Here is a 20,152-nt window from a genome sequence, read left to right on the forward strand (position 1 = left end):
AATGATGGATTTCGCGATTTTCTGGGACTGGCTGAGCTTCGCCGTCCGCTGGCTGCATGTCATCACCGGCATCGCCTGGATCGGCTCGTCCTTCTATTTCGTCGCCCTCGATCTCGGGTTGCGGCAGCGTCCGGGCCTGCCTGCCGGCGCCTTCGGCGAGGAATGGCAGGTGCATGGCGGCGGCTTCTACCACATCCAGAAATATCTGGTGGCGCCGGCCGAAATGCCGGAGCATCTCACCTGGTTCAAATGGGAATCCTACGCCACCTGGCTGTCGGGCTTCGCGATGCTCTGCGTGGTCTACTACGCCGGCGCCGATCTGTTCCTGATCGATCCCAACGTGCTCAACATCTCGGTGCCGGTCGGCATCCTGCTGTCGCTGGCCACCATCGGCGTCGGCTGGATCGTCTATGACCTGCTCTGCCGCTCGCCGCTAGGCAAAAGCGACACCGGCCTGATGCTGGTGCTCTATTGCGTGCTGGTGTTCATCGCCTGGGGATTGACGCACCTCTTCACCGGCCGCGCCGCCTTCCTGCATCTCGGCGCCATCACCGCCACGATCATGTCGGCCAACGTCTTCATGGTCATCATCCCCAATCAGAAGATCGTCGTCGCCGACCTGATCGCCGGCCGCAAGCCGGACCCGAAATACGGCAAGATCGCCAAGCAGCGCTCGCTGCACAACAACTACCTGACCTTGCCGGTCCTGTTCCTGATGCTGTCGAACCACTACCCGCTGGCGTTCGGCACTGAGTTCAACTGGGTCATCGCCTCGCTGGTCTTCATCATCGGCGTGCTGATCCGGCACTATTTCAACACGGTGCACGCTCGCAAGGGCAACCCGACCTGGACCTGGCTCGGCGCCGCCGTGCTGTTCATGATCATCATCTGGCTGTCGACCGTGCCGAAGGTTTTGACCGGCGAGCCGAAAACCTCCGCCGCATCCGCCGCGGCCCAGGTCTATATGGCTTCGGCCCATTTTTCGGCCGTGCGCGACACCGTGCTAGGCCGCTGTTCGATGTGCCATGCCGAGGAGCCGGTCTACGAAGGCATCTACCACGCGCCGAAGGGCGTGATGCTCGACACCGACGCGCGCATCGCCGAGCATGCGCGTGAAATCTACCTCCAGGCCGGCCGCGCCCACGCTATGCCGCCCGCCAACGTCACCCAGATAACCGACCAGGAACGAGCCCTTTTGGTGGCTTGGTTCGAAGGCGCCGGAAAGTAAGCATGACATCAAAGCTCCTGCGTGGCCGCACGCTCTCCTTCCTGCGCTGGCCCGAAGCGATAGACGACCGTTCCGCCTGGCGCTACGAAGAGGATGGCGGGCTGCTGATCGATAATGGCAAGATCATTGCCGCCGGTCCGTATGCCGAGGTCCGGAAGCGCGCGGCCGCCGGCGCCGAGACGATCGATCATCGCCCGCATCTCATCCTGCCGGGTTTCATCGACGCGCATGTGCATTTCCCGCAGATGCAGGTCATCGCATCCTACGGCGCCGAACTGCTCGACTGGCTGAACAAATACACCTTCCCGGAGGAGTCTAAGTTCCAGAACGCGCAGCATGGCCGCCGCATCGCCAGGCTCTTCCTCGACGAGATGATGCGCCAAGGCACGACGACCGTCGTCGCCTATTGCTCGGTGCACAAATCTTCCGCCGAAGCCTTCTTCGCCGAATCGCATGACCGCAACATGCTCAACATCGCCGGCAAGGTGATGATGGACCGCAATGCGCCGGACGGCGTGCTCGACACGCCGCAGACCGGCTATGACGACACCAAGGCGCTGATTGCCGAATGGCACGGCAAGGGCCGCCAGCTTTATGCCATCACGCCGCGCTTCGCCATCACCTCCTCGCCCGAGCAGATGGAAATGGCCGGCGCGCTCTGCCGCGAGCATCCCGATCTCCACATGCAGACGCATCTGTCGGAGAACCACGCCGAGATCGCCTTCACCCAGGAGCTCTATCCCTGGTCGCGCGACTACACCGACGTCTATGAGCATTACGGCCTGCTGGGGAAAAAGAGCCTGTTCGGCCACTGCATCCACCTGTCGGAACGCGAGGCGGACGCGCTGTCGCAATCGGGCTCGGTGGCGGTGTTCTGCCCAACCTCCAACCTTTTCCTCGGCTCCGGCCTGTTCGACTACCAACGCTATCGCCGGCGCGAGAAGCCGCTCAGGATCGCGGCAGCCACCGATGTCGGCGGCGGCACCAATTATTCGATGCTGCGCACCATGGACGAAGGCTACAAGGTGATCGCGCTGAACGGCGAGAAGCTGAACCCCTTCCAGTCCTACTGGCAATTGACGCGCGGCAACGCCGAGGCGCTGTCGGTTTCCGAAAAAATAGGCACTCTCGATGAAGGCACCGATGCCGACATCGTCGTGCTCGACGCTCACGCCACGCCGGCGATGCGGCTGAGGATGGAGACGGTTGAAACGCTGGCGGAAGAACTCTTCCTGCTGCAGACGCTGGGCGACGATCGCGCCGTGCGCGAGGTCTATGTGGCGGGCCGGCCGGCAAAGAGCGCGATTGTCGCATAGATTAAGTGCGCTCTTCGCTTGACCCCGCGTCAGCCATCGGCCAAAGCGTGCGTCGACATTTGACAGGGGAACGCCATGGCTGCCGCCGACGACATCGCTCTGATCAAGAAACAGGAGGCCACGCTGGTCTTCCCGGCCTTCGACGAGGCCGTGGCCTTCGAGGTCGGCTCGGCGATCAGAGACCGGGCGCTCAAGGAAAACCTGCCCATCATCGTCGACATCAGGACGTTCGACCGGCAATTGTTCTATGCCGCGATGCCGGGCTCGAACGCCTCCAATCCGGACTGGGCGCGGCGCAAGATCAATGTCGTGAAGCGCTATTTGAGAAGCACCTATCGCATGGTGCTGGAGCAGCAGCGGCCCGACCGCACCTTCAAGGTCGGCGAGGGTCTGGACATTGCCGACTACGTGCTTGCCGGCGGCGGCTTTCCCGTCACCGTGAAGGGCGCCGGCGTGATCGGCGTCATCGCCGTCTCGGGCCTGCCTGAGCGCGAGGACCACGGTGTCGTGGTCGATGCGCTTTGCGCCCATCTTGGCGCTGATCGTAAGCAATTAGCCCTGCCGCCGGAAGAAAAGTCGTGACGCCGGCGCTGCCCCTCATCCGCCTGCCGGCACCTTCTCCCCGTGAAAGACGGGGAGAAGGGACTTGGCCGCAACGCTGCCGATCCCCCTCTCCCCGTTCTTCACGGGGAGAGGGTAAGGGTGAGGGGCGGCGCCGGCGGTTGCTCAGTCTGCAGAACACCGATGGCGGCCAAGTATGACCTTGCTCGATCCAAAAACATTCCTCAGCGCGATCTTCAACGCGGCCGTCGCCGCCGCTGACCCAGAGAAGACGATCCGCAATCATTTGCCGGCGAAACCGAAGGGCCGCACCATCGTCATCGGCGCCGGCAAGGGCTCGGCCCAGATGGCGGCGGCTTTCGAGAAGGTCTGGGACGGGCCGATCGACGGGCTGGTCGTCACCCGCTACGGCTATGGCGCCAAATGCGAGCGCATCGAGATCATCGAGGCGGCGCATCCTGTTCCCGATGCCGCCGGCCTCGAGGCCTCGCGCCGGCTCTTGGAGAAGGTGCGCGGGCTCACCGTCGACGATCTGGTGGTGGCGCTGATTTCGGGGGGCGGCTCGGCGCTGCTGCCGTCTCCCGCGCCCGGCCTGACTTTAGCCGACGAGATCGCCGTCAATGAGGCGCTGCTCGCCTCCGGCGCGCCGATCGCGGCGATGAACACCATCCGCAAGCATGTTTCGACCATCAAGGGCGGGCGCCTCGCCGCCGCCGCCCATCCGGCCAGGGTGGTGTCGCTGGTGGTTTCGGACATCCCCGGCGACAATCCGGCAATGGTCGCCTCGGGTCCGACCGTCCCCGATACCGGCAGCCGTGCGGACGCGCTGGGCTCGATCGCCGCCTATGGCATGAAGCTCCCGACCTCGGTCATGGCGCATATCAACTCGCCTGAGGCCGATGCGCCGCGACAGGGCGATCCGCGCTTTGCCGGCAATGAGGTGCACCTGATTGCCTCGGCCGGCGTCTCGCTGGAAGCGGCGGCTGCCGAAGCGAAACGGCAGGGCTTCGAGGCCGTCATCCTGTCGGATTCGATCGAGGGCGAGGCGCGTGAGGTCGGCGGCGTCCATGCCGCGATCGCGCGTGAGGTGGCGACGCGCAACCGGCCCTTCGCCAAGCCGGTGCTGATCCTCTCCGGCGGCGAGACCACGGTGACGCTGCGGGCTAAAGGCAAGGGCGGCCGCAATTCCGAATTCCTGCTCGCCTTGGCCATTGGCGTCGACGGCATCGATGGCATTCATGCTTTAGCCGCCGACACAGACGGTATCGACGGCTCCGAGAACAATGCCGGCGCGTTCGCCGACGGCTCGACGGTGTCGCGCATGCGCGCCGCGGACGTCGACGCCAAAGCGATGCTTGCCGGCAATAATGCCTGGACGGCCTTCAATGCTGTAGATGATCTCTTCGTGCCCGGCCCGACCGGCACGAACGTCAACGATCTGAGGGCGATTCTGGTCCGTTAAGCCTGCCGCATTGCTCCTGCACAAGCGTAGGCCGCCCCTCATCCGCCTGCCGGCACCTTCTCCGCGTATAGTGACGGGGAGAAGGCGGACTGGCCGCAGCGCCGGGACCAGTTCTGCAACGCTGGTGGTTGGCGAAATCATGCGCGACAGCGTCTTTCTCCCAGTCACTATACGGGGAGAAATGCCCGGCAGGGCAATGAGGGGCGGCGCAGACAGGCGATCCTTAATCGTCGCGTTGCAACAGGTCATTTCAACACTCTGGCTAGCTGATCACGCAGCCATCAGCCGCTTCACCTTCCTCATATCCTTGAGGAACCGCTCGCGCTCGGCGTCCTTGTCCGCCGGTTCGCGGATACGCAGGATGAGCGAAGGGTGGATGGTGATGAACACGCGCAGCCCGTCCTCGCGCTCGATCACGCCGCCGCGCAACTTCAGCACCGGCACCGCCTTGCCGAGCAGCGACTGTGCAGCTGTCGAGCCCAACGCCACGGCGAGGCTCGGCTTGATCAGGTCGAGCTCCTTGTCGAGCCACCAGCGGCAGGCCCGCACCTCACCGGCATTCGGCTTGGAATGGATTCGCCGCTTGCCACGCGGCTCGAATTTGAAGTGTTTTACCGCATTGGTCACATAGACCTTGCGGCGGTCGATCGCGGCGTCGTCGAGGATGCTGTCGAACATTCTGCCCGCCGGCCCGACAAAGGGCCTGCCGGCCAAATCCTCCTGGTCGCCGGGCTGTTCGCCGACGAAGACCACCTCGGCGTTCCCCGGTCCTTCGCCGAACACGGTTTGCGTCGCAATGCGCCAGAGCTGGCAGCGACGGCAGCCCTTTGCCGCCTCGCGCGCCTCGCCGATGGAGCTGGCATCTTCCGCTGCGGCCGGCTCTGTCTCAGGCGCAGGGACGCGCCTGGCTGGACGCCTCGCTTCACGCCGCAAGGCCGTTGTTGACGGTGTTGTTGCCATCGTTCTGTCTCGCCCGCTTTCAAACTTGAAATGGGCGAGCCTGGCGATGGTTCCCGATCCTCACACCTCGTGCAGGTAGAGGTGGTAGTCCAGCTCGTTGACGGTGCGCGCAACCCGCAGGTATTCCGCCTGCTTGATCGCCACGAAGGTCCGGTGCAGGTCGGGGCCGAGCGCCGATTTCAGGAAATCGGAGGCCTTTGCCGCCTCGATCGCGGCGCGCCAGTCGGCCGGCATGGTCGACGCTCCCGTCGCCTGCTCATAGCCGTTGCCGGTCGTTTCCGGGCCGGGGTCCAAGCCTTCGTCTAGGCCTTTGACGATGCCGGCCAGCACCGTCGCCGCCACCAGATAGGGGTTGGCGTCGACGCCGGACGGCCTGTGCTCGATGCGCCGGTTTTTGGCGTCGCCCGCCGGCACGCGCAGCGCCACCGACCGGTTGTTGACGCCCCAGGTCGGTGCCACCGGCGCGTAGGACTGCGAGACGAAGCGCCGCCACGAATTGGCGTGCGGCGCAAACACCAGCATCGATTCCGCCATGGTGCCGACCAGGCCGCCAAGGGCATTCAGCAATTTCGGCGACCATTTTTCGCCGGCCGTTTCGGTGAACACGTTCCTGCCGGCGTCGTCCTGCAGCGAGACATGGAAATGCATGCCCGAGCCGGCATAGGTCTCGATGGGCTTCGCCATGAAACAGGCGGTGACGCCATGCCGGCGCGCCTGCGCCCTGACCAGCCGTTTCAGTATGACGAGGTCGTCCGCCGCCCGCATCACATCCTTGCGGTAGTTGAGCGTCAGCTCGTACTGGCCGGGCGCATATTCGGAAATGACCGTCTCGGCCGGAATGCCTTGCGCCTTTGCGGCGGCGTAGATGTCGGAAAACAGCGGCTCCATGCCGTGCAGATGGTCGACCGAATAGACCTCGGTCTTGGCCGAGCGGCGGCCGTCGAGCACGGCGCGGGCGGCTTGCACCTTGCCGTCTGCATCGCGCTCATTGGCAAGGAGAAAAAATTCCAGCTCGAAGGCGCCGGCCGGATGCAGTCCGCGCGCGGCGAGCAGCTCCACCTGCCTCGCCAGCACCAGTCGAGGATCGGACGACATCGGCTGGCCGTCGAGGTGATACATCGACATCAGCACCTGGCCGCGCGGCGGCTTGGTGCCATGGAGCGGCACCAGCGTTCCGGGGATCGGCCATGCACGGAGGTCGCCGTCGCCGGTGTCCCAGATCAGGCCCGTGTCGTGGACATCCTCGCCGGTGATGTCGAGGCCGAGGATCGAGATCGGCATATGCCTTCCGCCTTCGAAGATGCTCATCAGCTCGTGGCGGCGCACGATCTTGCCGCGGCCGATGCCGTTGGCGTCGGTGAGCACGATATCGAACGCCTCGATCTCGGGATGGGCGTCGAGAAAGGCTCTCGCCTCGGCGGGCGTCGAGCCCGAAGGGGAGGTTGCAACTGTGCTCGGATTGTCCATGGCCGCCAATCTTCCAACTGCTTGTCTCATGCCGTAAGTCTGGCCGCAACCGCGCTGAAAGCACTGATCAGCCGGCTCACCTGCGCCGCCGTCGTCGCCGGCGAGATCAGCATCATATTGTGGAACGGCGCGATCAGCACGCCGCGATTGACCAGCGCGACATGGATGGCGGCCTCGAGTTCCGGCGCATGCGCTTTTTCGGCCTCGCCGCCATTTTTCAGCGGTCCGGGCGCGCAGATGAACTCGACGCGTGCGCCGACGCGCGCGACGTGCCACGACAAATGATAGCGGTCGATGACGGCGGTCAGCCCGGCGTCGAGGCGGCACGCCAGCCGGTCCATATGGGCATAGGCCTCCTCGGTCATCACCTCTTCCAGCGTCGCGCGCATCGCCGCGAATTGCAGCGGGTTTGCCGACAGCGTCGTGCCCATGCCGGAATAGCCGGGCTCCTTGCTGCGATTATAGGCGCCGTAGCGGGTAGCGACCTCTTCGCTCATGCCCCAGATGCTCGCCGACACGCCGCCCGCCACCGGCTTGCCGAGCACGAAGAGATCGGGTTCCAGCCCATGTTTGCGCGTATAGCCGCCGGGGCCGGTGGAGATGGTGTGCGTCTCGTCGATCAAAAGCAGCGTGCCCGCCGCGCGGGTGAGCCGCCGCAGCGCGTCGTGGAAGCCGGGCTCCGGCAGCACCATGCAGGAATTGGTCAGCACCGGTTCGCTGATCACGCAGGCGACATCGCGGTCGCCAAGTGCCGTTTCCAATGCCGCGATATCGTTGAATTCGACGATCTTCGTTGACCGCGTGAGGTCGCGGAATTCGCCGGCCAGTCCCGGCCGGTTGACCGGTTTGCCGCCGATCAGCCGCACCATCGTCTCGTCGACCGAGCCGTGATAGCAACCGTTGAAGACCAGGATCTTCTCCCGCCCCGTCACCGCGCGGGCGACGCGCAGCGCGAAGCGGTTGGCGTCGGTGGCGGTGGTGGCAATCTGCCAGTAGGGCAGGCCGAAACGCTGCTGTAAGAGCGGGCCGATGGCCAGCGCATCCTCGCTGGGCAGCATATAGGTCAGGCCGCGCCCGGATTGCCGACGGATGGCGCGGGCGACCGGCGGCGGCGAATGGCCGAGCATCGAGCCGGTATCGCCGAGGCAGAAATCGTCGAGTCTGTTGCCGTCGATATCGGTGATCGTGGCGCCCCTGGCACTATCGACTAGGATCGCAAACGGCGTCGGCCAGTCGGTCATCCAGTGCATCGGCACGCCGCCGAGGAAGCCTGCCATGCCGTTGCCGACCTTCGCCTCGGATTTCGGCCGCGCCTTGCAGAAAGCGGCCGCTTCCGTCTCGCGCAGTTCCGCGATGCGGGCGGCAGCAATGCCGCCGATGGACGAATTCGATGCCTGCATGAAACCCCCTCTGTTGGCGCGGCACTCTGCCAACCAGTTGGCAAAACCGCAATTGGCCGAGGCGGGGGCGGGCGTTGGCTCAGCAGTAGGCTAGGCAGTAGGCAGTAGGCAGTAGGGCTCTCTTTTCCCCCTACTGCCTATTCCCTTACGCAGTGATATCGATCACGCCGCAATCCCCGGCCGCACTTCCGAAGGCTATGCGGCGCTCTTCCTTGTCCCACATCATCGAGGTGATGGCGCCTTTGCCGGGGCGGCGCAGCAGCACCTCCTTGGCGTCGGCGAAGCGCGCCGCGATCACCATGCCGTCCTCATAGCCGATGGCCGTGACCTCCTGGCTGGGATGGCAGGCAACGCAGGTCACCATCGTGTTGCCGCGCGTGCCGAGCTCCAGCGGCGCCTTGCCCATCGGCCCGTCCTTGCTCGCGAATGGCCACACGATCGCCGCCGGCGCGCCCGAGCTCGCCAACCATTTGCCCTTGACGCTCCACGACAGGCTTTTGACCTTGCCGGGATAGCCGCTCATGCGCATGTGCTTGCCGTCGGCCAGCTTCCAGCCATGCAGGGCGTTCTCCTGCATGGTGGTGACGAGGAAAGCGCCGTCCGGCGAGAAGGTAATGCCGGTATGGGCGCCGGCCCATTCGAGCTCGACCGGCTTGCCTTCGGCCGCTGGGAAATGCAGCGTCGCGCCGTTGTAGCGGGCGACACCGAAGCGCATGCCCTTTGGCGAGAAGGCCAGTCCTTCGACCGAGCGCGGATGGGCGAATTCCTTGGTCTTGCCGTCGGCAAAGCGCACGAAGGCGATCTTGCCAGAGGCATAGGCAACCGCGCCCTGCGGCCCGGCGGTGACGCTGGTGATCCACTTTCTGCCGGCGCTGGCCAGTTCCGTCACCTCGCCGCCGGCCTTGACGGAAAACACCTTGCCGTCCTCGCCGCCGGTGATCAGCCGGTCGTTGGCAACATCATGGAAGGCGGCAAGCAGGCCGTCATTGGCCTGCACCGTCTTCTGCCCGCTATCCAGCCGATGGATCGCGCCGTCGGCGAGTGCAAAATGCGGCACATCGTTCAGGAAGACGGCGGCGACGCAATGGCCTTCGAGATCAAGCGGGGCGACTGTGGGCATGCGAGACATTATCCAAGTTGGCGCTGCCCTTCACCCTTCCCTTCTCCCCGTTCTTCACGGGGAGAAGGTGCCGGCAGGCGGATGAGGGGCAGCGCTAACGTTGCAAAGTTAGGAAATCAAGCCGCCTGGCAGGCCTCGAAGCTTTTCCTGAGCCGCTCTTCGTCGAGCTCGCGGCCGATGAACACCAGCCGGCTCTCGTGCTTTTCGCCGTCCTTCCAGGCGCGTTGGTGGTCGCCTTCGAGGATCATGTGCACGCCCTGCAGGACATAGCGCTCGTCGTCGCCCTTGAGCGCGATGATGCCTTTCAGCCGCAGGATATTCGGTCCTTCCATCTGGGTCACTTTCTCGATCCAGGGGAAGAATTTTTTCGGGTCCATCTCGCCGCCGCGCAGCGATACCGATTTCACCGTCACGTCATGGATGTCGGATGGATGGTCGTGGTGATGGTGGTCGTGCCCGTCATGGTCGTGGTGATGGTCGTGATCATGATCATGGTGGTCATGATCGTGGTCGTGCGCCTCGAGGAAATGCGGGTCGTTCTCCAGCGCGCGGGACAGGTCGAAGGCCCCGCGATCGAGCACCTCGCGGAGCGCCACGCCGGCGCGCTCTGTGCGATGGATCCTGGCCGCCGGGTTGATGGCGCGGATCGTCGCCTCGACCTTTTCGAGTTCCTCTGGCGTGACGAGATCGGTCTTGTTCAGCACCACGACATCGGCGAAGGCGATCTGGTCCTCGGCCTCCTTGGAGTCTTTCAGGCGCAGCGGCAAATGCTTGGCGTCGACCAGCGCCACCACAGCGTCGAGCTTCGTCTTGGAGCGCACGTCGTCATCCATGAAGAAGGTCTGCGCCACCGGCACCGGGTCGGCGAGGCCTGTGGTTTCCACCACGATGGCGTCGAAGCGGCCGGGCCGCCGCATCAGGCCTTCGACGACGCGTATCAGGTCGCCGCGCACCGTGCAGCACACGCAGCCATTGTTCATCTCGTAGATTTCCTCGTCGGATTCGACGATCAGGTCGTTGTCGATGCCGATCTCGCCGAACTCGTTGACGATGACGGCGTACCGCCTGCCGTGGTTCTCCGACAGGATGCGGTTGAGCAGCGTCGTCTTGCCCGCGCCGAGATAGCCGGTAAGGACGGTTACAGGGATCTGCGTCTGTGCATCGCTCATGGCTTGCCTCGAAAATCTGTGCCCTAAAGGATTTGTCGGCCTCATATAGGATGTGAACCGCGCTTTTGCACGCGCCAAACCGATGGGCCAGCCGGTCTCCCGATCGGAGCCGGCGCCGTGGATGGAATGGCGGTGATCAAGTTGGCCAAATGGGGCAGCCGGCACGGGCGTCGCCTCATCCTTGCGGGCTTCCGCTGTGAATCTCGCCGGGCCAAAAGTCGTTTGTCATCTAACTGAAATAAACATCTGGCATCACCTGCGCGGGCACCGCAATGCTTGCCGGCAAAGCGTTCTGCAAGCTGGACTCTTTAAATCGTCATTTGCCAGCCGTCGGACAGCCTCTATGCTGCCCGCGCCGGTTCGGCCGAAGAGGGAACGACCATGGCCAAGGCGGACAAGACAGCGACAATGGGCCGGCTGCATTCGGCTGCGCGGCTGGCGCGAACGGCACTTGCGGCGCGGCTTCTGGCGCACGGCTTCTATGCCGGCCAGGACCAGATCATGCTGGCGCTCGACCGTGAGGATGGCCAGACCCCGGGCAATCTCGCCGGCAAGCTCGGCGTCCGTCCGCCGACCATCACCAAGACCATCAACAGGCTTCAGGCGCAGGGTTTCGTCGAGAAGCGCGCCTCCAACGCCGATGCCCGCCAGGCTCACATCTTCCTCACCGATACCGGCCGCGAGACCATCCGCGCCATCGAGAAGTCGGTCAAGAAGACCGAGAAGCAGGCGCTGAAGGGCCTCGACAAGAAGGACCAGAAGGCGCTGTTCAAGCTGCTTGCCCGCGTCGAGGCAAACCTGTCGAACGAAGAGCTGGTCCTCATAGACGACGACGCCGAGCTGGATGATTAACGAGCGACGCGCAGCGTCGTCCCGAGCGCGACGCGTCAGCGTCGTCGCACAACCGCGACGTTTCAGTTAACGGGCAACGCGTCAGCGTTGTCCCGATAGAGGCGCAAACTGTCCGATTCTACGCCCCCGCGCCACGCACCAGCGCCGCCCATCGTCCCGGCGTCAACCCGAACGCCTTCTTGAAATGCCGGTTGAAATGGCTCTGGTCGCTGAAGCCGGCCGCAACAGCTGTTTCGGCTAATGGCTCTCCGGCTTCGATCATGCGCCGGGCCCGCTGCAGCCGGCGCATCACAAGGAAGCGATGCGGGCTGGTCGAATAGGTCGCGCGGAAATGGCGCGACAGCGCGTAGCGGTCGAGCCCGGTGATCGCCTCAAGTTCATCGGAGCGCACCGGCCGTTCGGCGTTCTCTTCGAGATAGTCGCGGGCCAGCGCTGCAGCCCGCCAAGCGATCTTTCCTGTCGGCTTTGCCGGCTGTCCGGCATGGCGTTTCAATTGCTGCGCCAGTTGCGCAATGAAATCGGCGACGAACAAATCGTCCAGCTGCTCGTCCAGAGGCGCCAGGGCTGAGAGCAACGTGCCGCGCAAGGCCGGGTCGCTCACCACGGCATCCCGCACGAAAGGCAGCGGCGCACCGTTGAGGCAGTCGAGCAGCAGCGATGGCTCCAGATAGAGGATCCGGTAGCGTAGGCCGTCCTCGGTGCCGGCGCCGCCGTCATGCAACTCGTCGGGATGCAGCACGATCACCTGGCCGGGCAGGCTATGCCGCACCGCGCCCCGATAGTGAAAACGCTGCACGCCATCGAGCGTGACCCCGATGGCATAGGTGTCGTGGCGGTGCAGGTCGAAGGCGTTGCCATGGAAGCGTGCCTCGATGCGCTCGAGTCCGGTGACGCCGGGCGCCGAAACGATCCGGTCGTCCTCGGCGCACGAACGTTCAAGACCTTCCAGCGCCTCATTGCCTAGACCGTGCGCCATCGCCTCATCCATGCCCGCTGCTGCGGGCCACCTCTCGGAGAAACATTTTGGTGTTCGACACGAAATTTGCAATCGTGCTGAAGGAAGACCTCGCGGTCTGGCAGAAGCTCAACGTCACCGCATTCCTGACCAGCGGCATCGTCGCGCAGTTTCCTCAAATCATTGGCGAGCCTTATCGCGACCGAGCCGGCAATCAGTTCAATCCGCTCTCGATCCAGCCTGTCATCGTGCTTTCGGCGGACGGGCCCGCACTTGCCGCGATCCATCGTCGGGCCCTGGAGCGCGGCGTCACGACATCGGCCTATGTCGAGGAGATGTTCGCGACCGGCCATGATGTGGCCAACCGCGCCGTCTTCGCCGAATTCGCGCCCGACGACGCCAGGGTGGTCGGCATCGCGCTGCGCGCCGAAAAGAAGCTGGTCGACAAGATCACCAAGGGTGCCCGCATGCACGCCTGAGCGGCCAAGCCGTTGTTGCAGCGGCTGCTTTCGGTCCGGCCACACCCCATAATTGGCTTGCCGGCAAGCTTTGATTGCCGCAAAGGTGGGGTGTCCGCCTTCGCTTCCTTCCGGCCTGAATTTGTCCGTTTCCCGAACCCAAGACGACAGCGCAACGCCGCCCGCGGCGATGCTGTTGATGCTTTGCGTCTATGTCTGCTTCACCTTTCTCGACACCTCGAGCAAATATCTGGTGCTTGCCGGCGTCTCGGCGCTGATCGTCGCCTGGGTCCGTTTCACCGTCCATGTCCTGCTGGTCGGCGTCTTTCTGCGCGGCTGGCGCGAGCCGTCGCGCTTCCGCGCCAACAACCTGCCGGCACACATCCTGCGCGGATGCCTCCTTTTCGGTTCGACCATGTTCAACATCCTGGCGCTGCGCACGCTCCAGCTCGCCGAAACCACCTCGATCTATTTCTTCGGCCCGATGGTGATCACGGCACTGGCCGGTCCGCTGCTTGGCGAATGGGCCGGCTGGCGGCGCTGGCTGGCGATCCTCACCGGTTTCGTTGGCGTTTTGATTATCACCCGGCCCGGTGTCGGCGTCTTCGGCATCGGCCATCTCTTCGCGCTCGGCTCGATGCTGTCGAACTCCTTTTACGTCATCATGACCCGGCGCATGTCCGCCAGCGAAACGTCGGAGAGCCTGATATTGTTTTCTGCTCTGGCGCCCGCGGTGCTGCTTGTGCCGATGCTGCCGTTCTCGCATGCGCTGCCGCAGGACGGCTGGCACTGGGTGATCCTGCTGATGCTGGGTGTGTTCGGCGCCGGCGGCCATTGGCTGCTGGTCCAGGCCTATCGCCTGGCGACGACGACGGCGCTGGCGCCCTATCCGTATTCGCAGATGGTGTGGATGATCATTTCCGGCTGGCTGATTTTCCATCAGCTTCCCGATCGCTGGACGCTGCTGGGTGCTGCCATCATCGTCGCCAGCGGCCTCTACATCATCCACCGCGAGCACAGGCTTCGCCTGCGCAACTCCGCCTCGTTGGACACGGAAGCCGAAACACTCGCTAAAAAACTTTGATTTGCTCCAAAACCGATGGCATAAGGCCGCATTTAAAAATTTTAAAGACCCTGGGGAGCGAAGGGCACTGGCACAGAAGATCAAGCTTTCGACGATCGCGGACGCGCTCGGCGTATCCACGGCAACGGTATCGCTGGCGTTGCGCGACAGTCCGCTGGTGGCGGGCTCGACGCGCGAGCGCATCAAGGAACACGCCCGCGCCATCGGCTATATCTATAATCGCCGTGCGGCTTCGCTGCGCACCTCGCGCTCCGGCATCGTCGGCGTCGTCGTGCACGACATCATGAACCCGTTCTTCGCCGAGATCCTGCGCTCGATCGAAAGCGAGCTCGACCGCAGTCGCCAGACCTTCATCCTGTCCAATCATTACGATCAGCTGGAGAAGCAGCGCACCTTCATCGACACGCTGCTGCAGCTCGGCGCCGACGGCGTCATCATGTCGCCGGCCATCGGCACGCCGGCCGAGGACATCATCATGGCCGAGGAAAACGGTCTGCCGGCGGTCTTGATCGCGCGCACGGTTGCCGGAGCCGACGTGCCGGTGTTCCGCGGCGACGACGCCTATGGCACGGCGCTTGCCACCAACCACCTGATCTCGCTCGGTCACAAACGCATCGCCATGATCGGCGGCACCGACCAGACGTCCACCGGCCGCGACCGCTATCAGGGCTATCTCAACGCCATGGAGGCGGCCGGGCTGGAGGTGAAGCCGTCCTGGCGCATTCCCGGGCCGCGCACCAAGCAGGCCGGTTTCGAGGCCGCAGGACAGTTTTTGGCGCTGAAAGACAAGCCGACCGCCGCCTGCTGCTGGAATGATCTGGTTGCGATCGGGCTGATGAACGGCATCGCGCGCGCCGGCTTGGTGCCGGGCGTCGATATCTCCGTCACCGGTTACGACGACCTGGAGGAGGCTGCGATAGCAACGCCGGCATTGACAACGGTCTGGAATGGCCAGCGCGAGGTCGGCCGCCGCGCGGCCAGCGCGCTGCTCGACAAGCTGAACGGGCAGGCCGTGCGACCCTCGCAGGAACTGATCAAGCCGGAGCTGCACGTGCGCCAGTCCACCGGCAAGCCGGTGGAGCGTCAATGACAAAAGCCGAAGCAAATTTCCCGGTCGCCATTCTGGTGCCGGGGCATTTCAACGACCATGCGATCGGCAGGATCGACAAGGCGTTCAAGCGCGTGCGGATCGAGCGCGCCGATCCGTCCCTCGTCACCGGCGAGATGCGGCAAGCCGTACGCGGCATCGCCTCCTTCGGCGGCATCGATGCAGCCTTGATCGACGCGCTGCCCAATCTCGAAATCATCGCCAATTTCGGCGTCGGCTATGATTCGGTCGATGCCCGCCACGCGGCCACGCGCGGCGTCATGGTCACCAACACACCGGACGTGCTGACCGAAGAGGTCGCCGACACCACGATCGGCCTGTTGATCAACACCGTGCGAGAGCTCTACAGCGCCGAGAAATGGCTGCGCGACGGCGACTGGGTGAAGAAGGGCAATTACCGTCTGAGCCGGCTCACTTTGCGCGGCCGCCGCATCGGTATCTTCGGCATGGGCCGCATCGGCCTTGCCGTTGCCCATCGCCTCGAGGCCTTCGGCCTGCCGATCGTCTATCACAACCGTCGCAAGGTCGAAGGCCTTTCCTACGAATATCATGCCACGCTGAAGGGTCTCGCCGAAGCGGTCGATACGCTGATTTGTATAGCCCCCGGCGGTGCCGCGACGGAAAAGGCCATCAATGCGGAAATCCTGTCGGCGCTCGGCCCGAACGGCGTCTTCGTCAATATCGGCCGTGGCAGCACGGTGGATGAGGCGGCTCTCGCCGCCGCCCTCGAGAATGGCACGATCGCCGCCGCCGGGCTCGATGTCTTTGCCGACGAACCGAATGTGCCCAAGGCGCTGCTCGACGCGCCCAACACCTCGCTTCTGCCGCATGTCGGCTCGGCGTCGGACCATACCCGCCGGGCCATGGCGGATCTGTGCGTCGACAATCTCGTCTCCTGGTTCGGCGAGCGCCGGCCGCTGACCCCGGTGCCGGAAACCGCGCAGGTCAAGCCGAGAAGCTGACCGAGCGACTGCCGCACTTATTAACGTTAACGCTTAACGCGCGCTTAACGCTTTGGAATCACTATGTATACTTCGTTATGCATGAACCGAAGCCGCGTGTGGTTCAGGCTTTGTGCATGGGGGCAAAGTCCGAAGCGCAGCCGCGCGTTTCGAAGGTACGGAGAAACGGCGTGAGGATGCTTTCCATGTTTATGGCGGTTACCGCGTTGGCCGGTGGCGTCCAGCTCTTTCACGGCGGCCGCGGCGAAAGCATCGCCAGCGAGGCCACACCATCCAACAGCTATCGGCTGACGGCCAATGGCGACGAAGCGGCCTGCGCTGTCAGGCGCGGCGCCGAGGTGTCGAACGGTCTGTCGCAGCTCACCGTCGCTTCGGACTGCCGCAAGCTGATGCCCGGCATCGAGCGCGCAAAGTTCTGACGCGAGCAGGCCGACGGCACGGTCGTCTTCAGCGAGAACGGCATCGACCCGATCGTCACTTTCAGCGTCGCCGATGGCGACGGCTACGAATCCTACGCGCCGGTTGCGCCGCTGCTGGCCTTGAACAACAACGAATAACGATTGCCGGCCGGCTTACTCCGCCGCGGCGCGTGCGCCGACCTTTGCTGCCGCATGCAGGCGCACGGCATCGCCGAAGGCGCGGAAGATCTTCGCCGAGTTGCTGTCCGACTTCACCCAATATTCCGGGTGCCACTGAACGCCGACCGCGAAGGCACGCGAATCCTTGACGGAGACGGCTTCGATCGTGCCGTCGGTGGCGACTGCCTCGACCTGCAGTTTCGATCCGAGCCGATCGATCGCCTGGCGATGCAGCGAATTGACCTTGATGTCGCCGGCGCCGAACACGCCGGCAAGGCAGCTCCCGGGCTTGATCGAAATCGTCTGGTGGATGCCGAAGCGCTCGTCCTGATTGTCGCTCACAGGCGCGCGGTGATCGAGCAAGCCCTCGCGCTCCTGAATCTCGGTGCCCAGCGTGCCGCCCAGCGCCACGTTGAGTTCCTGGATGCCGCGGCAGATGGCGAGCAGCGGCACGCCGCGCTCGATCGCCTTGCGGATCAGCGGCAGGGTGGTGCCATCGCGCGCCGGATCGTAGGGGCCGTTGGCCTCGCTGGGATCACCGCCGTAGAGCGATGGATGCACATTGGATTTCGACCCCGTGACCATGACGCCGTCGACCGAGGACAGCAGCTCAACGAAATCCAGTCGGTCGCCGAAGGATGGCACCAGCAGCGGGAACACACCAGCGCCGACGATCGCCGCCTCGATATATTGCTGCGGCGCGGCATGCCAGGTGTAGTTGTCGAACTGGCGGACATCGGTCGAGACGGCAACGAGCGGCTGCTGCATTTTGGATACGGGTTCCATTGAGGGCTAACGAATTATTCTGCCTACAAAATAGGCGATCCGATGGCACTTTGCCATGGCAAGTTTCGTCTCTCCGGATGGGCCAGGGCGGTTGGCGTTAGACTATAGTTGCACGTTGCCCGCGATGCTGGACTCGACATCTTGCCCGTGTATTGTTTCGCGCAGCCGACCAGGGCAGCGAGGATGTCCGAACGTCGGTCTGTTGATCCGAAACGGGAGGAAACTGCATGGATCGTCGTTCATTCATCCGCAAGGCCGGTGCGTCCGGTGTCGGCGTCGCGGCGGCGGCCACCGCGCTTGCCACGCCGGCGATAGCCCAGTCCAATCCGAAAGTGACGTGGCGGCTGGCATCGTCCTTCCCGAAATCGCTCGACACGATCTATGGCGGCGCGGAAGTCTTTTCAAAGATGCTGTCGGAAGCCACCGACGGCAATTTCCAGGTCCAGGTCTTTGCGTCGGGCGAGTTGGTTCCCGGCCTGCAGGCGGCCGACGCCACCGCCGCCGGCACCGTCGAGGCCTGCCACACGGTCGCATACTATTATTGGGGCAAGGACCCGACCTGGGCGCTGGGCGCCGCGGTGCCGTTCTCGCTCAATGCGCGCGGCATGAATGCCTGGCATTACCACGGCGGCGGTATCGACCTGTTCAACGAGTTCCTGGCCACGCAAGGCTTGTTCGGCCTGCCGGGCGGCAACACCGGCGTGCAGATGGGCGGCTGGTTCCGCAAGCAGATCAACACCGTCGCCGATCTTTCCGGTCTCAAGATGCGCATCGGCGGCTTTGCCGGCAAGGTGGTGCAGAAGCTCGGCGTCGTGCCGCAGCAGATCGCCGGCGGCGACATCTACCCTGCGCTGGAAAAGGGCACGATCGACGCCGCCGAATGGGTCGGCCCTTATGACGACGAGAAGCTCGGCTTCTACAAGGTCGCGCCCTACTACTATTATCCCGGCTGGTGGGAAGGCGGCCCGACCGTGCATCTGATGTTCAACAAGGCCAAGTACGAGGAGCTTTCGCCGGCCTACAAGTCGCTGGTGCATACCGCTGCCCAAGCAGCAGACGCCAACATGCTGCAGAAATACGACTACCTCAATCCGGCGGCGGTGAAGCGGCTGGTGGCGGGTGGCGCCAAGCTGGCGCCATTCAGCCAGGAAATCATGGCCGCCTGCTTCGAAAAGGCCAACGAGGTCTATGCCGAAATGGAGGCCAACAACGCGCCGTTCAAGAAGATCTGGGACTCGATCAAGGGCTTCCGCAAGGAGCACTATCTCTGGGCTCAGGTCGCCGAGTACAACTACGACACCTTCATGATGGTGCAGCAGCGCAACGGCAAGCTGTAGGCACTTCGACTCTTCTTGCAGGAACCCCGGGATCCTTCGCCCGGGGTTTTCTTTGCCGGTGGCGGAGACGCAAAATCGCCGAGGTTTGCGCTGCCCCTCATCCCCCGCCGGGATCTTCTCCCCGTATAGTGACGGGGAGAAAGGGATGTCCGCAGCCTCCGCGCATTTCCTGCAACGCCGGCGATTGGCGAAACCGCCGATGACAGCGCCCCTCTCCTCGTCACTATACGGGGAGAGGATGCCGGCAGGCAGGTGAGGGGCGGCGCCGGCGCGTGGTTGGGAAGCGAACTTAGGCGCCTTTCAGGGCAGATCAGCCCCGGCCCGGCACCACCAGCACCTTGACCTCGCCCGGAGCGGCGGGGTTCGAGATCACCTGCGGCGCCTCTTCGAGGCTCACTTCTTTCGATATCAGCTTGTCGATCTCGATCGCGCCCGAGGCAATCAACTGGGCCGCGCGGCCATGCGTGAACGGATTGAGGAAGGAACCCAGCACCTTCAACTCGCGGAACAGCAGGTCGAAAGGCTCGACGGCCACTTTCATCCCTTGCGGGACGACGCCGACGATGATGACCGTGCCGCCGGCCCTGGCCAGCCGCACTGACTGCTCGACCGTGTCGCGAACCCCGGCGCATTCGAGCACCACGTCGACGCCGCCCGGCACCAGCCCGGATTTTCCGGCTATGGCCTCGATGGGATCGCCGGCGCTTGGATCGACCGTTGCGGTCGCGCCGAGTTCCTCGGCAAGCGCGCGGCGCGAGGCCTGTCTGGTCGAAAGGATGATGGTCGCGGCACCCGCGAGCTTCGCCAATTGCACCGTGAGCAGGCCGATGACGCCGCCGCCGAGCACCACGACCGCGGCGCCGGGCCTGATGGCGGCGAGGTCGACGCCGTGCAGGCAGCAGGCCAGCGGCTCGCAGAAGGCGCCATGCGTCGGCTTGAGGTCGGCGGGCAGGAGGAAGGCCTGGCTTTGCGGCATCACGACATAATCGGCGAAGCCGCCATCCCGGTGGATGCCGATGGCCCTGAGATTGCTGCACAGATTGACGCGGCCTGCGCGGCACTGGCTGCAGCGCCCGCAGGAAACGTTGGGATCGCCGGTGACGCGGTCGCCGACGGCTATAGCGGCGACGGCCTCTCCGGCCGCCTCGACGATGCCGCAGAATTCGTGGCCGAGGGTCACCGGCGGCTTTGACGGAAACTCGCCGTGGAACAGGTGCCTGTCGGTGCCGCAGACGCCGCAAGCTTCGATCCGCACCAGAACATCCTCCGGCCCCGGCAGAGGCCTGTCGACCTCGAGAAGCGCGATGCTGCCGATTGCTTCCAGCCGGACTGCTCTCATGATGCGGTCA

18 protein-coding genes and 1 pseudogene are annotated in these 20,152 nt (G+C 64.4%); 11 read left to right on the forward strand and 8 right to left on the reverse strand.

Going from position 1 to position 20,152, the window contains the following annotated elements:
• The first annotated feature begins 1 nt into the window (after position 1).
• The 4 genes from AU465_RS18550 (at position 2) to AU465_RS18565 (ending at position 4,567) form a co-directional block, all read left to right on the forward strand.
• Positions 2-1,228: a urate hydroxylase PuuD gene (locus tag AU465_RS18550; protein WP_192250876.1), complete on the forward strand. Its 1,227-nt coding sequence runs from the start codon at positions 2-4 to the stop codon at positions 1,226-1,228.
• A 2-nt stretch (positions 1,229-1,230) separates the two neighbouring features.
• Positions 1,231-2,544, forward strand: a complete 1,314-nt coding sequence (gene guaD, locus AU465_RS18555) for a guanine deaminase (RefSeq protein WP_192250879.1) — start codon at positions 1,231-1,233, stop codon at positions 2,542-2,544.
• A gap of 75 nt (positions 2,545-2,619) precedes the next feature.
• Positions 2,620-3,126: a heme-degrading domain-containing protein gene (locus AU465_RS18560; RefSeq protein WP_192250882.1), complete on the forward strand. Its 507-nt coding sequence runs from the start codon at positions 2,620-2,622 to the stop codon at positions 3,124-3,126.
• A 175-nt stretch (positions 3,127-3,301) separates the two neighbouring features.
• Positions 3,302-4,567, forward strand: coding sequence for a glycerate kinase type-2 family protein (locus tag AU465_RS18565; RefSeq protein ID WP_192250885.1), 1,266 nt, complete (start codon positions 3,302-3,304; stop codon positions 4,565-4,567).
• 270 nt (positions 4,568-4,837) lie between these two features.
• On the opposite strand, the gene AU465_RS18570 is transcribed toward AU465_RS18565, so the two are convergent.
• The 5 genes from AU465_RS18570 to AU465_RS18590 form a co-directional block, all read right to left on the reverse strand.
• The gene (locus AU465_RS18570) at positions 4,838-5,527 is read right to left on the reverse strand and encodes a UdgX family uracil-DNA binding protein (protein WP_192250887.1); all 690 of its coding nucleotides are present in this window, start codon (positions 5,525-5,527) and stop codon (positions 4,838-4,840) included.
• 60 nt (positions 5,528-5,587) lie between these two features.
• Positions 5,588-6,994 (reverse strand): glutamine synthetase family protein, encoded by a 1,407-nt coding sequence (locus tag AU465_RS18575; protein WP_192250890.1) that lies wholly within the window; start codon positions 6,992-6,994, stop codon positions 5,588-5,590.
• Between the two features lie 26 nt (positions 6,995-7,020).
• Positions 7,021-8,394, reverse strand: a complete 1,374-nt coding sequence (locus AU465_RS18580; RefSeq protein ID WP_192250893.1) for an aspartate aminotransferase family protein — start codon at positions 8,392-8,394, stop codon at positions 7,021-7,023.
• 145 nt (positions 8,395-8,539) lie between these two features.
• Positions 8,540-9,514, reverse strand: coding sequence for a WD40 repeat domain-containing protein (locus tag AU465_RS18585; RefSeq protein ID WP_192250896.1), 975 nt, complete (start codon positions 9,512-9,514; stop codon positions 8,540-8,542).
• A 116-nt stretch (positions 9,515-9,630) separates the two neighbouring features.
• Positions 9,631-10,683, reverse strand: coding sequence for a CobW family GTP-binding protein (locus tag AU465_RS18590; protein WP_192250899.1), 1,053 nt, complete (start codon positions 10,681-10,683; stop codon positions 9,631-9,633).
• 381 nt (positions 10,684-11,064) lie between these two features.
• On the opposite strand from AU465_RS18590, the gene AU465_RS18595 reads away from it, so the two are divergent.
• Positions 11,065-11,535, forward strand: coding sequence for a MarR family winged helix-turn-helix transcriptional regulator (locus AU465_RS18595; RefSeq protein WP_192250902.1), 471 nt, complete (start codon positions 11,065-11,067; stop codon positions 11,533-11,535).
• A gap of 118 nt (positions 11,536-11,653) precedes the next feature.
• Here AU465_RS18595 and AU465_RS18600 read toward each other — a convergent pair whose 3' ends face one another.
• Entirely contained in the window at positions 11,654-12,511 is an 858-nt protein-coding gene (locus tag AU465_RS18600) for an AraC family transcriptional regulator (protein ID WP_192250905.1), read from the reverse strand.
• 50 nt (positions 12,512-12,561) lie between these two features.
• Between AU465_RS18600 and AU465_RS18605 the strand changes: the two genes are divergently transcribed.
• The 5 genes and pseudogenes from AU465_RS18605 (at position 12,562) to AU465_RS37835 (ending at position 16,659) form a co-directional block, all read left to right on the forward strand.
• Positions 12,562-12,969 carry a DUF2000 family protein gene (locus AU465_RS18605; protein WP_192250909.1) on the forward strand — a complete coding sequence of 136 codons (408 nt, stop codon included), beginning with the start codon at positions 12,562-12,564 and terminating at the stop codon, positions 12,967-12,969.
• Between the two features lie 178 nt (positions 12,970-13,147).
• Positions 13,148-14,032 (forward strand): DMT family transporter, encoded by an 885-nt coding sequence (locus tag AU465_RS18610; RefSeq protein ID WP_192250913.1) that lies wholly within the window; start codon positions 13,148-13,150, stop codon positions 14,030-14,032.
• Positions 14,033-14,099: 67 nt separating this feature from the next.
• Positions 14,100-15,122, forward strand: coding sequence for a LacI family DNA-binding transcriptional regulator (locus tag AU465_RS18615; RefSeq protein ID WP_052459475.1), 1,023 nt, complete (start codon positions 14,100-14,102; stop codon positions 15,120-15,122).
• On the forward strand, positions 15,119-16,102 hold the full coding sequence (locus AU465_RS18620) for a 2-hydroxyacid dehydrogenase (protein WP_192250916.1): 984 nt from the start codon (positions 15,119-15,121) through the stop codon (positions 16,100-16,102). The genes AU465_RS18615 and AU465_RS18620 overlap by 4 nt, the downstream gene beginning before the upstream one ends.
• Before the next feature lie 176 nt (positions 16,103-16,278).
• Positions 16,279-16,659 (forward strand): annotated as a pseudogene (locus AU465_RS37835) (hypothetical protein).
• Between the two features lie 15 nt (positions 16,660-16,674).
• Here AU465_RS37835 and AU465_RS18630 read toward each other — a convergent pair.
• On the reverse strand, positions 16,675-17,448 hold the full coding sequence (locus AU465_RS18630; RefSeq protein WP_192250919.1) for a gamma-glutamyl-gamma-aminobutyrate hydrolase family protein: 774 nt from the start codon (positions 17,446-17,448) through the stop codon (positions 16,675-16,677).
• A 245-nt stretch (positions 17,449-17,693) separates the two neighbouring features.
• On the opposite strand from AU465_RS18630, the gene AU465_RS18635 reads away from it, so the two are divergent.
• Positions 17,694-18,803, forward strand: a complete 1,110-nt coding sequence (locus AU465_RS18635; RefSeq protein WP_192250921.1) for a TRAP transporter substrate-binding protein — start codon at positions 17,694-17,696, stop codon at positions 18,801-18,803.
• A gap of 310 nt (positions 18,804-19,113) precedes the next feature.
• Here AU465_RS18635 and AU465_RS18640 read toward each other — a convergent pair whose 3' ends face one another.
• Entirely contained in the window at positions 19,114-20,142 is a 1,029-nt protein-coding gene (locus AU465_RS18640; RefSeq protein ID WP_192250924.1) for a zinc-dependent alcohol dehydrogenase family protein, read from the reverse strand.
• Between the last annotated feature and the right edge of the window lie 10 nt (positions 20,143-20,152).

Source organism: Mesorhizobium silamurunense (assembly GCF_014843905.1).
GTDB lineage: Bacteria > Pseudomonadota > Alphaproteobacteria > Rhizobiales > Rhizobiaceae > Mesorhizobium > Mesorhizobium silamurunense.

Bases quoted from the DNA above. Each gene is read 5' to 3' on its own strand.
- AU465_RS18590 (WP_192250899.1), bottom strand. From the start codon at position 10,683: ATGAGCGATGCACAGACGCAGATCCCTGTAACCGTCCTTACCGGCTAT.
- AU465_RS18600 (WP_192250905.1), bottom strand. From the start codon at position 12,511: ATGGCGCACGGTCTAGGCAATGAGGCGCTGGAAGGTCTTGAACGTTCG.
- AU465_RS18570 (WP_192250887.1), bottom strand. From the start codon at position 5,527: ATGGCAACAACACCGTCAACAACGGCCTTGCGGCGTGAAGCGAGGCGT.
- AU465_RS18580 (WP_192250893.1), bottom strand. From the start codon at position 8,394: ATGCAGGCATCGAATTCGTCCATCGGCGGCATTGCTGCCGCCCGCATC.
- AU465_RS18560 (WP_192250882.1), top strand. From the start codon at position 2,620: ATGGCTGCCGCCGACGACATCGCTCTGATCAAGAAACAGGAGGCCACG.
- AU465_RS18565 (WP_192250885.1), top strand. From the start codon at position 3,302: ATGACCTTGCTCGATCCAAAAACATTCCTCAGCGCGATCTTCAACGCG.
- AU465_RS18585 (WP_192250896.1), bottom strand. From the start codon at position 9,514: ATGCCCACAGTCGCCCCGCTTGATCTCGAAGGCCATTGCGTCGCCGCC.
- AU465_RS18610 (WP_192250913.1), top strand. From the start codon at position 13,148: ATGCTTTGCGTCTATGTCTGCTTCACCTTTCTCGACACCTCGAGCAAA.
- AU465_RS18640 (WP_192250924.1), bottom strand. From the start codon at position 20,142: ATGAGAGCAGTCCGGCTGGAAGCAATCGGCAGCATCGCGCTTCTCGAG.
- AU465_RS18635 (WP_192250921.1), top strand. From the start codon at position 17,694: ATGGATCGTCGTTCATTCATCCGCAAGGCCGGTGCGTCCGGTGTCGGC.
- AU465_RS18575 (WP_192250890.1), bottom strand. From the start codon at position 6,994: ATGGACAATCCGAGCACAGTTGCAACCTCCCCTTCGGGCTCGACGCCC.
- AU465_RS18630 (WP_192250919.1), bottom strand. From the start codon at position 17,448: ATGCAGCAGCCGCTCGTTGCCGTCTCGACCGATGTCCGCCAGTTCGAC.
- AU465_RS18620 (WP_192250916.1), top strand. From the start codon at position 15,119: ATGACAAAAGCCGAAGCAAATTTCCCGGTCGCCATTCTGGTGCCGGGG.
- AU465_RS18550 (WP_192250876.1), top strand. From the start codon at position 2: ATGATGGATTTCGCGATTTTCTGGGACTGGCTGAGCTTCGCCGTCCGC.
- guaD (WP_192250879.1), top strand. From the start codon at position 1,231: ATGACATCAAAGCTCCTGCGTGGCCGCACGCTCTCCTTCCTGCGCTGG.
- AU465_RS18595 (WP_192250902.1), top strand. From the start codon at position 11,065: ATGGCCAAGGCGGACAAGACAGCGACAATGGGCCGGCTGCATTCGGCT.